Consider the following 13,516-nt stretch of genomic DNA (forward strand, 5'->3'; position numbering starts at 1 on the left):
GCGACACATCCGGTCACTAGCCGACCCACACCCGCGCATTGCGGAACATGCGCAGCCAGGGGCCCTCCTCGCCCCAGTCCCCCGGGTGCCAGGAATACTGCACGGCGCGGAACACGCGCTCGGGGTGCGGCATCATGATCGTGAAGCGCCCGTCCTCGGTGGTGAGACCGGTGATGCCCGCCGGCGAGCCGTTGGGGTTTTCCGGATAGTGCTCGGTGGCCTGGCCGTGGTTGTCCACGTAGCGCAGCGCCACCAGCCCCGCATCCTGCGCGGCGGCCGGCGAACCGGCATCGAACACCGCGCGACCCTCGCCGTGTGCCACCGCGATGGGCAGCCGCGAGCCCTGCATGCCCTGGAGGAAGATGGAGGGGCTCTCCAGCACCTCCACCAGGCTCAGGCGCGCCTCGAACTGTTCGGAGCGGTTGCGCATGAAGCGCGGCCAGTGGCCGGCGCCCGGGATCAGCTCGCGCAGCTGGGAGAAGGCCTGGCAGCCGTTGCACACGCCCAGTCCGAAGCTGTCATCGCGCCGGAAGAAGGCCTCGAAGGCATCGCGTGCCTGCGGATTGAAGAGGATGGACTTGGCCCAGCCACCACCGGCCCCCAGCACGTCGCCGTAGGAGAAACCGCCGCAGGCCACCAGGCCCTTGTACTCGGCCAGGTCCACCGCACCGGCGATGACGTCCGACATGTGCACGTCCACCGGGGCGAAGCCCGCGCGGTGGAAGGCTGCCGCCATCTCCACCTGCCCGTTCACCCCCTGCTCGCGCAGGATCGCCACCTGGGGCCGCACACCGGTGTTGATGTATGGCGCGGCCACGTCCTCGGTGAGTTCGAAGCCGAGCACGGGGGACAGGCCCGGATCGTCCTGCGCGATGCGCTCGAACTCCTGGGCCGCACAGTCGGCGTTGTCGCGCAGGGCCTGCAGGCGGTAACTGGTCTCGCTCCAGGCCTGCTGCAGGGCAACGCGCGTGTTCTCGTAGATCACCTTTCCGCCGTGGCTGATCACCAGTGCATCCCGGCTGTTCAGACCGCCGATCACGTGGGTGTAATGCGCAAGGCCGTTCTGGTGCAGCGCCTCCAGCACGGCGTCGAGATCGGCGTGGCGCACCTGGAGCACGGCGCCCAGCTCCTCGTTGAAGAGCGCGGCCACCGGGTCGTCGCCCAGGTCGTCGAGCTGCAGGTCCACCCCCGTGTGGCCGGCAAAGGCCATCTCGCAGACCGTCGCCAGCAGGCCGCCGTCGGAGCGGTCGTGGTAGGCCAGCAGCAGGCCATCGCGATTGAGGTCCTGGATGGCGCGGAAGAAGGCACGCATGGCCTCGGGACTGTCGAGATCCGGGGCGTGGTGACCCACCTGCTTGTAGACCTGCGCCAGGGCGGAGCCCGCCATGCGCTGCGAGCCGCGACCGAGATCGATGAGGATCAGGTCGCTGTCGCCGACGTCGGTGCGCAGCTGCGGGGTGAGGGTGCGGCGCACGTCGGTCACCGGGGCAAAGGCCGAGATGATGAGCGACAGCGGTCCGGTGACGGCCCGCTGCTCGCCGCCCTCCTCCCAGACGGTCTTCATGGACAAGGAGTCCTTGCCCACCGGTATGGCCAGGCCCAGGGCCGGGCACAATTCCTCGCCGATGGTCTTCACCGTATCGAACAGGGCGGCATCCTCGCCCGGATGGCCGGCGGCGGCCATCCAGTTGGCCGACAGGCGCACGTCGGCGAGCTCGCCGATGGCGGCGGCCGCGATGTTGGTAAGCGCCTCGCCCAGAGCCATGCGCCCGGAGGCCGGGGCGTGCACCAGCGCGATCGGCGTGCGTTCGCCCATGGCCATGGCCTCACCGGCGTGCCCCTTGTAGTCGGCGCAGGTCACGGCCACGTCGGCCACCGGCACCTGCCAGGGGCCGACCATCTGGTCGCGTGTGACCATGCCGGTGACGGTGCGATCACCGATGGTGATGAGAAAGGACTTGGATGCCACCGACGGCAGGCGCAGCACGCGTTCCACCGCATCGGCGACGTCGACCTTCGAGGTATCGAACTCGGGCTTCGGGAAAGGGTGGTGATGCACGTCGCGCAGCATCTTCGGCGCCTTGCCAAGCAGCACCTCCAGCGGCAGGTTGACCGGCTCGTTCTCGAAGTGGGCGTCGCCCACCAGCAGCTCCTGCTCCTGGGTGGTCTGGCCGACCACGGCATAGGGGCAGCGCTCACGCTCGCAGAGGCGCTCGAAGGCCTCCAGGCGCTCGGGGGCAATGGCCAGCACGTAGCGTTCCTGGGCCTCGTTGCACCAGATCTCCATCGGCGACATGCCGGGCTCGTCGCAGGGCACGGTGCGCAGCTCGAAGCGCCCGCCGCGGCCGGCGTCGTTGATGATCTCGGGGATGGCGTTGGACAGGCCGCCCGCGCCCACGTCGTGGATGGACAGGATCGGGCTGTCGATACCCATGGCGGTGCAACGGTCGATCACCTCCTGGGCGCGACGCTGCATCTCCGGGTTGCCGCGCTGCACGGAGGCGAAATCGAGGTCCTCGGTGCTCTCGCCGCTGGCCATGGACGAGGCCGCCCCACCGCCCAGGCCGATCAGCATGGCCGGGCCGCCCAGCACCACGATGGGCGTACCCTCGGGCAGGCGGCGCTTCTCCACGTGTGTCCCGCGGATGTTGCCCACCCCACCGGCGAGCATGATCGGCTTGTGATAGCCGCGGATCTCCTCGCCGGTCGGACCCGGCACCTTCTCCTCGAAGGTGCGGAAATAGCCGGCGATGTTCGGCCGGCCGAACTCATTGTTGAAGGCGGCGGCCCCGATCGGACCCTCCAGCATGATCTCCAGCGCCGAGGCGATGCGCGCCGGCTTGCCGTGGTCCGTCTCCCAGGGCTGCTCGAAGCCCGGGATGCGCAGGTTGGAGACCGAGAAGCCGCACAGCCCGGCCTTGGGCTTGCTGCCCGAGCCGGTGGCGCCCTCGTCGCGGATCTCCCCGCCTGCGCCGGTGGCGGCACCCGGGAAGGGCGAGATTGCCGTCGGGTGATTGTGGGTCTCCACCTTCATCAGCATGTGGACGTCCTCGTCCACGTAGTCGTACTCGCCGGTGGCCGGGTCCGGGAAGAAGCGGCTGGCCGGCGAGCCCTTCACGATGGAGGCATTGTCCTTGTAGGCCGACAGCACACCGTTGGGCGACTTGTTGTAGGTGTTGCGGATCATCGCAAACAGCGACTTGGGCTGGCGCTCGCCGTCGATGATCCAGTCGGCATTGAAGATCTTGTGGCGGCAGTGTTCCGAGTTCGCCTGGGCGAACATCATCAGCTCCACATCGGTGGGATTGCGCCCAAGCTCCTGGTAGTTCTCCGCCAGGTAGTCGATCTCGTCGTCGGACAGTGCCAGACCCAGCTCGCGGTTGGCCGTCGCCAGTGCCACGCGGGCATCGCCCGCGATGTCCACCGTGCGCAGCGGGCGCGGCGCCTCGCGCACGAACAGGCGCTCCGCCTCGGCAAGCTCGTGGAACACCCGCTCGATCATGCGGTCGTGGATCAGGGGCCGGACCCGGGTCAGGACGGCGTCATCGAACTCGCCGGTCAGGTAGTAGGCGATACCACGCTCGATGCGATGGATCGCCGACAACCCGCAGTTATGGGCGATGTCGGTGGCCTTGCTCGCCCAGGGCGAGATGGTGCCGGGACGGGGGATCACCAGGCAGAGCCGGCCTTCCGGGGCCGCCGCCGGGGCCTCGCCATAGTCCAGCAGGCGCGCCAGCACGGTCTGCTCCTCCGCGCTCAGGGCCCGGTCGGTGTCGACGAAATGGACATAGGCCGCCGTCAGGTCCAGGACCTCCGGCGCCACGGTGCGGATGGATTCCAGCAGGCGGGTGCGGCGAAACGCCGAGAGCGCCGCGCTTCCAGTGATTACGAGCATGATTCCCCAGGTCCGGCAAGCATCGAAAAAGAGCCGAAATGATAAAGGAAACGCCCTTCCCACGCACGCCGGATGACAGGGAACCTGCCGGCAGTTACACTGTCATACGTATCAACCACGGGGGCGACACGGCTTCGACGTGGGTTACAAAACCTGAGGTGCATGCCGAGGTGACAGCGTAGCCTCGTAAATCCAACTGCTGTATGTAAATAGTTGCCAACGACGACAACTACGCTCTCGCGGCCTAATTAGCCGCTTGCCTTTGCCCGTCTGTGCCCATGCGGGTGGAACAAAGGTCATATACATGGGATCGCGGTGAGGTCTGCCTTGGAGCCGACCCGTTAAATCCAAATCCGGGCTCGCCTTGCATGTCCATGTTCGTCGGGACATGCCGGGTTAAAACAAAGACGAAACTAAGCATGTAGTACCAAGGGCAGAGGGCTCGCGGACGCGGGTTCGATTCCCGCCGCCTCCACCAAACAAAAGGCCACCCCACAAGGGTGGCCTTTTTTTGTGGGCGATTCCTGATCCATCCTGGTCGAAGTGGCCCATGGATGGCTTTTCTGTACGTCAGAATCTGACTATCGTGTACCAGATGACACCAGGCAGTCAGGACTCTCCTCCATGAATGATTGCTGCAACGACAAGGCCTGCGAGATCGAGGCGCTGCATGGCCGCCAGCGTTCGACGCTGCTGATCGTGCTGGCCATCAATGCCGTGATGTTCGCCGTGGAACTGACGGCCGGGCTGCTCGCCGGCTCGGTCTCGCTGGTGGCGGACTCGCTGGACATGCTGGGCGATGCCCTGGTGTATGGCTTCAGCCTCTACGTGATCGCGCGCGGTGCGCGGATGAAGGCCATGGCCGCCCTGGTGAAGGGCGGGATCATGGCAGCCTTCGGGCTGTTCGTGCTGGGACAGGCGGTTTACCGGATCCTGGTGCCGCAGCTGCCGGTGGTCGAGGCGATGGGGGCCATCGGCCTGCTCGCGCTGGCGGCCAACGCCCTGTGCCTGGCCCTGCTCTGGCGGCATCGGACCGACGACCTCAACATGCACTCCGTCTGGCTCTGCTCGCGCAACGACATCATCGCGAACCTGTCGGTGCTGGTGGCAGCCCTGGGCGTGTGGCTGGCCGGCTCGGGCTGGCCGGACATCCTCGTCGGCCTGGCCCTGGCCCTGCTGTTCCTGCGTTCGGCGCTGCAGGTGCTGCGCGCATCCCTCGCGGAGCTGCGCACCGCCCGCGCCTGACGGTCCCGTGGTGCGACAAAGTCGCCCGGGGACAAAAAAGTGACGGGGTTCTTTCCCTTCGCCGGTCAATATCAGCAAAATCCGGTGCTATATACCCATCAATCACCCCATGAGGATGCCCTGTCATGATGCACGCTACCCGCCTGCGCCGCGCCGTCGTCTTCCCCCTGGTCATCACCTTTCTGCTCGGTGGCCTGGTGGGCCAGACTGCGGTGGCCGGCATGATCGGCACCGATGCCGTACTCGCCGAGCGGGCCGAGCTGGACGAGCGCGCCAGGATTCAGGCCCTGCTCGATCGCGAGGACGTGCAGGAAAAGCTGGTGGAATACGGTGTCTCGCCGGAGACAGCGGCCGAGCGCGTCGCGGCGATGACCCGCGAGGAAGTGCAGAAAATGGCGCAGGACATCGACGAACTGCCCGCAGGCGGCAGCGCCGTGACCCTGCTGCTGGTGATCATCATCCTGCTCCTGCTGCTGCGCTAGGCAGGCCTACCCCCACCAGCGCCCCCGCTACGCCACCCGCCTTGCCAGTCCCCACAGGAGCTTACGCAGCTCCTCGATGACCAGCACGCTGGCGGCGATGCCGGTGGCCAGCAGCCAGTCGGCCAGGGCCAGGTCGGTAGTGCCGAAGATGGCCTGGGCCGGGGCCCAGTGCACGGCGACGACCTGCAGCAGGATCACGCCGGCCAGCGCGAGCCAGAGCTTGTGGTTGCGCAGGAACTGGCGGTTGAAGGCCGTACCCTCCTCAGCCCGGGCGTTGAAGACGTTGAAGAACTGGAACAGCACGAAGGTGGTGAAGGCGAGCGTGACGGCGTAGTCGGTGCCGTTGAGCGCCAGGGCCCGGGTGAAGACGAACAGCGTGCCCACGGTCATGATGGTACCGAAGAGCAGCAGCCGCGCGAGCCGTGCCAGGGTGAGGATCTGCGCACCGGGCCGGCGCGGGCGTTCCTCCATCAACCCGGGGCGGGCGGGCTCCACACCCAGGGTCATCGCCGGCGGACCATCCATGATGATGTTGATCCACAGCAGCTGGATGGCGGTGAACGGCATGGGCAGTGCCAGCAGCGTGGCGGTCAGCACGGTGAGGATGGCCGCGATGTTGGTGGAGAGCTGGAAGCGCACGAACTTGACGATATTGTCGTAGATGACGCGCCCCTCCTCCACCGCGTGTTCGATGGTGACGACGTTGTCGTCGGTGAGCACCAGGGTGGCAGCCTCGCGGGTGACGGCCGTACCGGTGTCGCCCATGGCCACGCCGATGTCGGCGGCCTTGAGTGCCGGTGCGTCGTTCACGCCGTCGCCGGTCATGGCCACGACGTGACCGTCGGCCTTGAGGGCGCGCACCAGCTTCACCTTGTGCTGGGGCGAGACGCGCGCGAACACGGCGATGGCATCGATGCGCCGGGCCAGCTCCGCCTCGGTCATGGCATCGAGCTCCGCACCCGTGATCACCTCGCCATCAAGCCGCAGCTCACGGGCCACGGCCGCTGCCGTCGCACGGTGGTCGCCGGTGATCATCTTCACCTGGATGCCGGCCTGCCGACAGCTGGCGATGGCGCCGGCCGCCTCGGGGCGTGGCGGGTCCATGAGCCCGACCAGGCCGAGGAAGGTCCATCCCTGTGCATAGGCCCAGAGGTCGCCCGCCGGGTCGAACCCGGCGGCCGGGATCTCCCGGCTGGCCACGGCCATCACGCGCATGGCCTGGTCGGCCAGGGCGTCGTTCTCCGCGAGCAGCGTCTCGCGCTGCGCGTCGTCCAGTGCCTGTGGGCCGGTGGCATCGGCGTAGTGGCTGGCACGCTCGAGCAACACGTCGGGCGCACCCTTCACATACATCACCACGTGGTCACCGCGATGATGGAAGGTGGCCATGAACTTGTGGGCCGAGTCGAAGGGGATCTCGGCCAGGCGCGGGTGACGTTCCTGTTCCGCCACCGGGTCCAGGCCGCCCTTTTGCGCCAGCACGTAGAGCGCGCCCTCGGTGGGGTCGCCGATGAGCCGGCCGTCGCGCACACGCGACTCGGTGCACAGCGCCATGGGCCGCAACAGCGGCGCGAGATCGAGATCGGCATCAGACGCGATCCGCCCCTCGGGCGCGTATCCCTCGCCGCTCACCGTGAAACGCTGCCCCGCATACCAGCCGGCACGTGCCGTCATCTGGTTGAGCGTGAGGGTGCCGGTCTTGTCGGTGCAGATCACGGTGGTGGCGCCCAGGGTCTCCACCGCCGAGAGGCGCTTGAGGATGGCGCGCTTGCGGGCCATGCGCCACATGCCGATGGCCAGCGTGACCGTGACCACCGCGGGCAGGCCCTCGGGCACCGCGGCCACCGCCAGCGCCACCGCCGTCATGGCCGCCTCGCTCCAGGGGATGCCGTGCCAGAGCGAGAGCGCGAAGATCGCGAGCACCACCACGGCCGCGATGGCCGCCAGACGCTTGCCGAGGACATCGAGCTGCTGCTGCAGCGGGGTCTGCCGGTCCGGCGCCTCGGCGATGAGCTCGGCGATGGCGCCCATCTCGGTGCGCATGCCCGTGGCCACCACCAGCATCTCGCCACGCCCGCGCGTGACGACGGTATTCATGTAGAGCATGTTGCAGCGCTCGGCCAGCGGAAGCGTTGCCTGGTCGAGAGCCTCGGTAAACTTGCCCACCGCCTGCGACTCGCCGGTGAGCGCCGCCTCCTGCACCTCCAGGGTGTGGGCCGCGATGAGCCGTCCATCCGCCGGGACCTGGTCGCCGGCCTCGAGCAGCACCAGGTCGCCCGGCACGAGATCGGCGGCGGCCACCTCCTGCACGTGGCCGTCGCGCCGCACGCGCGCGGTGGGCACGAGCATCTCCTTGAGGGCGGCGAGCGTGCGCTCGGCGCGGTGTTCCTGGTAGAAGCCCAGCAGGGCGTTGAGCAGCACCACCACGAGGATGACGATGGCGTCCTTGAGGTCGCCGATGGTCCAGGCGAGCACGGCGGCGAGCAGCAGCACCACGATGAGCACGCTGCGAAACTGGTCCAGCAGGCGCAGCCAGGCGGGCCGCGGCGGGGTCTCGGTGAGCCGGTTCGCGCCGACGCGTGCCCGGCGTTGCGCCACCTCGGCGGTGCCAAGGCCGGTCGCCGCGTCCGTATCCACGGCGCGCGCGGCCTCCTCCACCGTCAGGGTGTGCCAGGGCTGTTGCGAACCGTCGTCAGGCATTGCTCCCCCATGGCGGGTTTGCGTTCATCCCCAGTCGGCGCGCAGGGCCTCGCGGTTCAGGCGCAGCCACTGCAGGGCGATGATGGGTATGGCCGAATTGATGATGCCGCGATCGAGGAGCGCGAAGGCCTCCGCGGTATCGACCACGCGCACGCGGATGTCCTCGCCCTCCTCCGGCAGGCCGTGCAGGCCGCCAATACCCGTGCTATCGACCCGGCCCACGTAGAGGCTCAGCTGTTCGTCGGAGCTGCTCGGCGAGGGCAGGTAGTGATGGATGCGTTGCAGTGCCAGCAGTTCACAGCCGGCCTCCTCCAGCGCCTCGCGTCGGGCGACGTCTTCGGCAGCTTCCCCCGGCTCGATGATGCCGGCAATGATCTCGGTCAGCCAGGGACCGCCCTCGGCGGCCAGGGCGCCAATGCGAAACTGCTCGATGAGCACCACCCGGTCGCTCAGCGGGTCGTAGGGCAGAACGGCCACCGCCGGGCGCTGGCTCAGTAGTTCGCGTTCGATGGGGCCGTTCATGCCGCCATCGAAGCGTGTGTGCCGCACCCGGTAGTGCAGGAACTCGAAGAAGCCGCGGTAGAGCGGACGCCGGCTGAGGATTTCCCACTTCATACCTGTGGTAGTGATTTCCCGGTGAGCGCCTATAATCGACCGAATGGATGCGATAAGAACCAGCCTGCATGACCTGGTCGGCCGCCGGCTGGTATACGACGGCGTGGCCTGCCAGGTGATCGATGTGGTACACGACGGCCCTTACGTCGTGCTCTCCTGCGATGCCACGGTTGGCGTGATACAGGCCAACCAGTTCGGCGAGGCACGCCGCCGCGTGCCGCAGACCTACATGATCCCCCTGTGGAGCCAGGTGCGCGACGATCTGCACCCGGTGCTGCGCGAGCTGCTCAGCGTCGACGAATGCGACGCGCTCTGCGCCCTGGCCCGCTCAGCGCGCGGCCAGTAGCGCCGCCACCGTCTTAGCGTCCTCCGGCGTGTCCACGCCATGCCCCGGTGCCTCCAGGGCCTCTCCCACGTAGATCCGCTCGCCGTGATGCAGCGCTCGCAGCTGTTCGAGCTGCTCGAGCAGTTCGAGGGTGCAGGGCTCCATGGTGGTGAAGCGGCGCAGGAAACCCACGCGATAGGCGTACAGGCCGATATGACGGAAGCAGGCCTTCACCTCGGGGTGGGCCTCCACGTCGAAGGCGTCGCGCTCCCAGGGGATGGCGGCACGGGAGAAATACAGCGCGTAGTTGTTCGCGTCGCGCACCACCTTCACCACGTGCGGATCGAACAGTTGCGTGGCGGAGTGGATGGGCGTGCACAGCGTGGCAATGCTGGCATCGGGGTGTGCGGCCAGGTCGTCGGCGACCTGGCGCACGATGCGGCCCGGCGTGAGCGGCTCGTCGCCCTGCAGGTTCACCACGATGTCGTCGTCGGACCAGCCGAGCGCCTCGGCCACCTCGGCCAGCCGGTCGCTGCCCGAACGATGCGTGCTGGCCGTCATGCACACGCTGGCACCGAAGGCCTCGGCGGCCTCGCGCACGCGGTCGTCGTCGGTGGCGACCACCACGTCGCCCACGCCGCTCTCCAGGGCGCGCTCGTGGACGTGACGGATCATCGGTTTGCCGGCCAGGTCGACCAGCGGCTTGCCCGGCAGGCGCGAGGAACCGAAGCGGGCCGGAATGGCGACATGAAACCTCATTTGCGGTAGCGCTCCGCTTCCTCGTCGGTGAGCCTGCGGGCCTCTTCCTCCAGCATCACCGGGATGCCGTCGCGCACCGGGTAGGCCAGGCGCGCGGCCACCGAGATGAGTTCCTCGGCCTTCTTGTCGTAGACCAGCGGCCCCTTGGTCACGGGGCAGGCCAGGATGTCCAGCAGTCGTTTATCCATGGGTGTCTCGTCGATATTTCGCATTGGCGCCCGCGATCTCGCGCACGCGTTTCATGAGTTGTTGCGCGAAGGTCTTGTCGGGCGAGGCCGAGACGGGGACCATCCACGCATTGTCGAGATTCAGGTGGCGGCACTTCACGGCGTCCTTCTCCGTCATGAAGATGGGCAGTTCGTCGCCGAAATCGAGTTCCTCGGCGGTGAAGCCGTGGTGATCCGGGAAGGGATGCGGAATCACCTCGATGCCGTTGACGCGCAGCATATCAAAGAAGCGCTCGGGATGGCCGATGCCGGCCACGGCATGCACCTGCTGGTGACGGAAGGCATCGAGGGTATTGGCCATCTGGCTGTCGCGGATGTTCACCGCGACGTTGCCGCGCAGCCCCATGGCGAACTCGCCCTGCTTCGCCATTCCGTTGACGATGACGAAGTCGCAGTCCGCAAGCCACGAGACGGGCGCGCGCAGGGGGCCGGCGGGCAGGCAGAAACCGTTGCCGAAACGCCGACGGCTGTCGACCATGGCGATCTCGATGTCGCGCTTGAGGCGGTAATGCAGGAGGCCGTCATCGACGATGAGCACGTCGACGCCATGCTCGGCCAGCAGCGCCCGGGCCGCCTTGTTGTAGCGTGGTGCCACGTAGACGGGGGCGCCGGTGCGCGTGGCGATCAGCACCGATTCGTCGCCGACCTCGCCGGCATCGCTGGCCGGCGTGACCCGCTGCGGCCAGTCCCGGCCGCTGCCGCCCTGCCCGCTGCTGACGACACCCGCACGCAGGCCGTTGGCCCGCAGCTGGTTCACCAGCCAGACCACCAGCGGCGTCTTGCCCGTCCCGCCCACGGTGATACCGCCCACCACCACGACCACCGGCACCCTGAGCCGCGGCCAGATACGGTTGCGCTGGCGAAAAAGGCCCCGTCGCAACACCACCAGTCCGCAGTACAGTTTCGATGCCGGCCAGAGCAGGTAGGCCAGCAGCCCCTTCCTGTACCAGCTGGACTCGATCCCCATTACCAGTCAAATATCCTTTGCAGAAATTCGTCGATGGTCTTCTGCAATGTCCGACGTTCCTCCCAGAACAGTCGTCGGCAGGCATCCCCCTGCCGCCGGCCCTCTGCCGGGGCCTCGCGATACCCGGCCCAGAGGGCGAGCACCGCCGTTGTATCCTCGCATTGCTGCAGGGCTTTCGCCAGTGCCGCGTGCAGGCGGGACAGTCCCGGGCGGATGCTGATGGCCGAACCACCGGCCAGCGCCGACCACAGCGTGGTCTGCTCTGCCTGGGCCAGGTGGCCGGCATGGATGGCGCTCGCCACCGCGCCAGTCCAGCGCATGTCGTCCAGCCAGACCACGCTGCCGGCGGCAAGTGGCTGACGCTGCCAGTCGCTGATCTGCAGGTCCGCGCCGGCGTCCGCTGGTGCCGCCTGGCCGTCGGCGGAGACGAAGAGTACGCCGTTGTCGGCCAGCGCCGACTCGCGCCAGTGGCGGATGAAGTCACCGGCCTCTGCCGGCGGCCCCTGCCACCACCACAGTTCGCGCTCTTCCCCGCCGGTGACCAGGCTGCGCAGGGTGGTGTCCACCTGCGCCTCGACGAACAGGCTGTGCGGATCGGCCGGCGCGGCGACGTATCCCGCCGTGCCCGCCGCCTCCCAGGCCGCGGCCTGGGCCACGTCCACCGGGTAGGCGGCCTCGACCGGCGCCTGCCCCGGGGCGGTGTTGAAGGCGAGCAGGTGCGCCCCGGCGGCATTGGCCCGGCGCGCGAGGTGTTCGGGGAAGGCGCTGTCGACCAGGATCACGCCAAAGGGCTCGAAGCGTTGCCAGGTGCGGCGCACCGCCGCAGGCCGGTCGCAGGGGCCGAAGCCCAGGCCGATCTTGCGCATGCCGGCCACGCGCGGTTCGAGGATGTCGGCGTAGTCCTCCTCGAAGGTGAGCACCAGGCGCAGGTCGTGGCGTTTCTGCCGGATCGCGCCCATCAGCTCGACGCCCAGACGCACGGAGTCGCGGGTGCCACCGGCCTTGATCCAGACGAGCCTGCCCTCGCCAGCCGGCGGACGCAGATAACCCAGGCGCGCGTTGGCCCGGGCATGCTCGCCGCGCAGGCGGTCGCGCCAGGTCTGCAGGAACACACTGGACCAGGCGGCGCCGTAGCTCTTCGGGTTGCAGGACATGTCAGCTCAGCCGGCCACGCGGCCCGGCAGTGGCGCCACGGGGCACGGGGCTAGTCGCCCGCGCCACGCGTGGTGGCGATGGAGAGGCGCGTGAGGCCGGCCTTCTGGGCTGCGTCCATGGCCGTGACCACGGACTGGTGCGGGGTGTTGGCATCGGCGCGGATGATCACCGGCAGGTCCGTCTTGCCGGCGGCGGCCTTCTCCAGTGCGGTGCGCACCGTCTCCGCCTTGGTGTTTACCAGCTCGTTGCCGTTGAGGAAGTAGCTGCCGCTGGCGTCGATCACCAGCTCGAGCTTGTCCACCTGCTGCTCTTCCGGCGCCTGCGCGGCCTGCGGCAGGTTGATCTTGAGCTCGCTGGCGCGATCGAAGGTGGTGGTCACCATGAAGAAGATCAGCAGCAGGAACACCACGTCGATCAGCGGCGTGAGGTTGATGTCGACGCTCTCGCTGCGGCGCGGGCGGAAATTCACGCGGCCTGCTCCCGGCCCATGTCGGCCTGTTCGCGTTCACCGTGCATGACCTCGACCAGCTTGATGGCCTCCTGCTCCATCACCACCACCAGCTCGTCCACCTTGCCGCGGAAATAGCGGTGGAAGATGAGGCTGGGCACGGCCACGGAGATGCCGGTCGCGGTGGTGATGAGGGCCTCGGAGATACCCCCGGCGAGCTGGCCCGGATTACCCACGCCGACGTCGGTGATGACGCTGAATACGGTGATCATGCCGATGACGGTACCCAGCAGGCCGAGCAGCGGCGTGATGGCGGCGATGGTGCCCAGGGTGTTGAGGAACCGCTCGAGCTCGTGGGCGACGTGGCGGCCGGTCTCCTCGATGCCCTCCTTCATCACCTCGCGGCTGTGATTGCGGTTGACGAGGCCGGCGGCCAGTACGCGACCCAGCGGCGAACCGGCGCGCAGCTCACGGATACGCTCCTCGGTGAGCTGCCCCTGCTGGGCCCACTGCCAGATCTGGGCGACCAGCTGGCGGGGGATCACGCGCGAGCGCTTCAGGCTCCACAGCCGCTCGAGGACGATGGCGAGCGCCACCACGGAACATGCGATGATCGGCAGCATGAGCCAGCCGCCGGCCTTGATGATCTCGAACACGCGCGAATCCCCTGTCGGTTCCTTGAAGTGGCGCCATGATACCCG

General features: G+C 68.2%; 12 protein-coding genes and 1 other RNA gene. 4 read left to right on the forward strand and 9 right to left on the reverse strand.

Annotation, left to right across the window (positions count from 1 at the left end; genetic code table 11):
* Positions 1 to 16: 16 nt before the first annotated feature.
* Entirely contained in the window at positions 17 to 3,895 is a 3,879-nt protein-coding gene (gene purL / locus HUJ28_01430; protein MBD3618120.1) for a phosphoribosylformylglycinamidine synthase, read from the reverse strand.
* Positions 3,896 to 4,014: 119 nt separating this feature from the next.
* Here purL and ssrA point away from each other — a divergent pair.
* The 3 genes from ssrA (at position 4,015) to HUJ28_01445 (ending at position 5,622) form a co-directional block, all read left to right on the forward strand.
* Positions 4,015 to 4,373, forward strand: a transfer-messenger RNA (tmRNA) gene (gene ssrA / locus HUJ28_01435).
* Between the two features lie 146 nt (positions 4,374 to 4,519).
* The gene (locus HUJ28_01440; protein MBD3618121.1) at positions 4,520 to 5,140 is read left to right on the forward strand and encodes a cation transporter; all 621 of its coding nucleotides are present in this window, start codon (positions 4,520 to 4,522) and stop codon (positions 5,138 to 5,140) included.
* A gap of 125 nt (positions 5,141 to 5,265) precedes the next feature.
* Positions 5,266 to 5,622: a PA2779 family protein gene (locus HUJ28_01445; GenBank protein MBD3618122.1), complete on the forward strand. Its 357-nt coding sequence runs from the start codon at positions 5,266 to 5,268 to the stop codon at positions 5,620 to 5,622.
* 27 nt (positions 5,623 to 5,649) lie between these two features.
* Here the strand turns inward: HUJ28_01445 and HUJ28_01450 are convergent, their stop codons facing one another.
* Positions 5,650 to 8,319 carry an HAD-IC family P-type ATPase gene (locus HUJ28_01450; protein MBD3618123.1) on the reverse strand — a complete coding sequence of 890 codons (2,670 nt, stop codon included), beginning with the start codon at positions 8,317 to 8,319 and terminating at the stop codon, positions 5,650 to 5,652.
* 24 nt (positions 8,320 to 8,343) lie between these two features.
* Positions 8,344 to 8,934, reverse strand: coding sequence for an NUDIX domain-containing protein (locus HUJ28_01455; protein ID MBD3618124.1), 591 nt, complete (start codon positions 8,932 to 8,934; stop codon positions 8,344 to 8,346).
* A 43-nt stretch (positions 8,935 to 8,977) separates the two neighbouring features.
* Between HUJ28_01455 and HUJ28_01460 the strand changes: the two genes are divergently transcribed.
* The gene (locus HUJ28_01460) at positions 8,978 to 9,280 is read left to right on the forward strand and encodes a hypothetical protein (protein MBD3618125.1); all 303 of its coding nucleotides are present in this window, start codon (positions 8,978 to 8,980) and stop codon (positions 9,278 to 9,280) included.
* Here HUJ28_01460 and kdsB read toward each other — a convergent pair.
* Genes kdsB through HUJ28_01490 form a run of 6 tightly spaced genes read right to left on the reverse strand, consistent with a single transcriptional unit; the run spans position 9,263 to position 13,471 of the window.
* A complete protein-coding gene (gene kdsB, locus HUJ28_01465) occupies positions 9,263 to 10,018 on the reverse strand; it encodes a 3-deoxy-manno-octulosonate cytidylyltransferase (protein MBD3618126.1) in 756 nt (251 codons plus the stop codon). The genes HUJ28_01460 and kdsB overlap by 18 nt on opposite strands.
* The gene (locus tag HUJ28_01470; protein ID MBD3618127.1) at positions 10,015 to 10,206 is read right to left on the reverse strand and encodes a Trm112 family protein; all 192 of its coding nucleotides are present in this window, start codon (positions 10,204 to 10,206) and stop codon (positions 10,015 to 10,017) included. Before HUJ28_01470 ends, kdsB begins: the two co-directional genes overlap by 4 nt.
* Complete coding sequence (locus tag HUJ28_01475) at positions 10,199 to 11,212, reverse strand: tetraacyldisaccharide 4'-kinase (protein ID MBD3618128.1); 1,014 nt, start codon at positions 11,210 to 11,212, stop codon at positions 10,199 to 10,201. Before HUJ28_01475 ends, HUJ28_01470 begins: the two co-directional genes overlap by 8 nt.
* Positions 11,212 to 12,366 (reverse strand): hypothetical protein, encoded by a 1,155-nt coding sequence (locus HUJ28_01480; protein ID MBD3618129.1) that lies wholly within the window; start codon positions 12,364 to 12,366, stop codon positions 11,212 to 11,214. The genes HUJ28_01475 and HUJ28_01480 overlap by 1 nt, the downstream gene beginning before the upstream one ends.
* Before the next feature lie 50 nt (positions 12,367 to 12,416).
* Positions 12,417 to 12,836, reverse strand: coding sequence for a biopolymer transporter ExbD (locus HUJ28_01485; GenBank protein MBD3618130.1), 420 nt, complete (start codon positions 12,834 to 12,836; stop codon positions 12,417 to 12,419).
* Entirely contained in the window at positions 12,833 to 13,471 is a 639-nt protein-coding gene (locus HUJ28_01490; protein ID MBD3618131.1) for a MotA/TolQ/ExbB proton channel family protein, read from the reverse strand. Before HUJ28_01490 ends, HUJ28_01485 begins: the two co-directional genes overlap by 4 nt.
* Between the last annotated feature and the right edge of the window lie 45 nt (positions 13,472 to 13,516).

The organism is Chromatiales bacterium (assembly GCA_014762505.1).
Taxonomy (GTDB): Bacteria; Pseudomonadota; Gammaproteobacteria; order SpSt-1174; family SpSt-1174; genus SpSt-1174.

What these genes read in the sequence shown, in the direction of transcription:
- purL (MBD3618120.1), bottom strand. Translation starts at nt 3,895, where the DNA reads ATGCTCGTAATCACTGGAAGCGCGGCGCTCTCGGCGTTTCGCCGCACC.
- HUJ28_01440 (MBD3618121.1), top strand. Translation starts at nt 4,520, where the DNA reads ATGAATGATTGCTGCAACGACAAGGCCTGCGAGATCGAGGCGCTGCAT.
- HUJ28_01445 (MBD3618122.1), top strand. Translation starts at nt 5,266, where the DNA reads ATGATGCACGCTACCCGCCTGCGCCGCGCCGTCGTCTTCCCCCTGGTC.
- HUJ28_01450 (MBD3618123.1), bottom strand. Translation starts at nt 8,319, where the DNA reads ATGCCTGACGACGGTTCGCAACAGCCCTGGCACACCCTGACGGTGGAG.
- HUJ28_01455 (MBD3618124.1), bottom strand. Translation starts at nt 8,934, where the DNA reads ATGAAGTGGGAAATCCTCAGCCGGCGTCCGCTCTACCGCGGCTTCTTC.
- HUJ28_01460 (MBD3618125.1), top strand. Translation starts at nt 8,978, where the DNA reads ATGGATGCGATAAGAACCAGCCTGCATGACCTGGTCGGCCGCCGGCTG.
- kdsB (MBD3618126.1), bottom strand. Translation starts at nt 10,018, where the DNA reads ATGAGGTTTCATGTCGCCATTCCGGCCCGCTTCGGTTCCTCGCGCCTG.
- HUJ28_01470 (MBD3618127.1), bottom strand. Translation starts at nt 10,206, where the DNA reads ATGGATAAACGACTGCTGGACATCCTGGCCTGCCCCGTGACCAAGGGG.
- HUJ28_01475 (MBD3618128.1), bottom strand. Translation starts at nt 11,212, where the DNA reads ATGGGGATCGAGTCCAGCTGGTACAGGAAGGGGCTGCTGGCCTACCTG.
- HUJ28_01480 (MBD3618129.1), bottom strand. Translation starts at nt 12,366, where the DNA reads ATGTCCTGCAACCCGAAGAGCTACGGCGCCGCCTGGTCCAGTGTGTTC.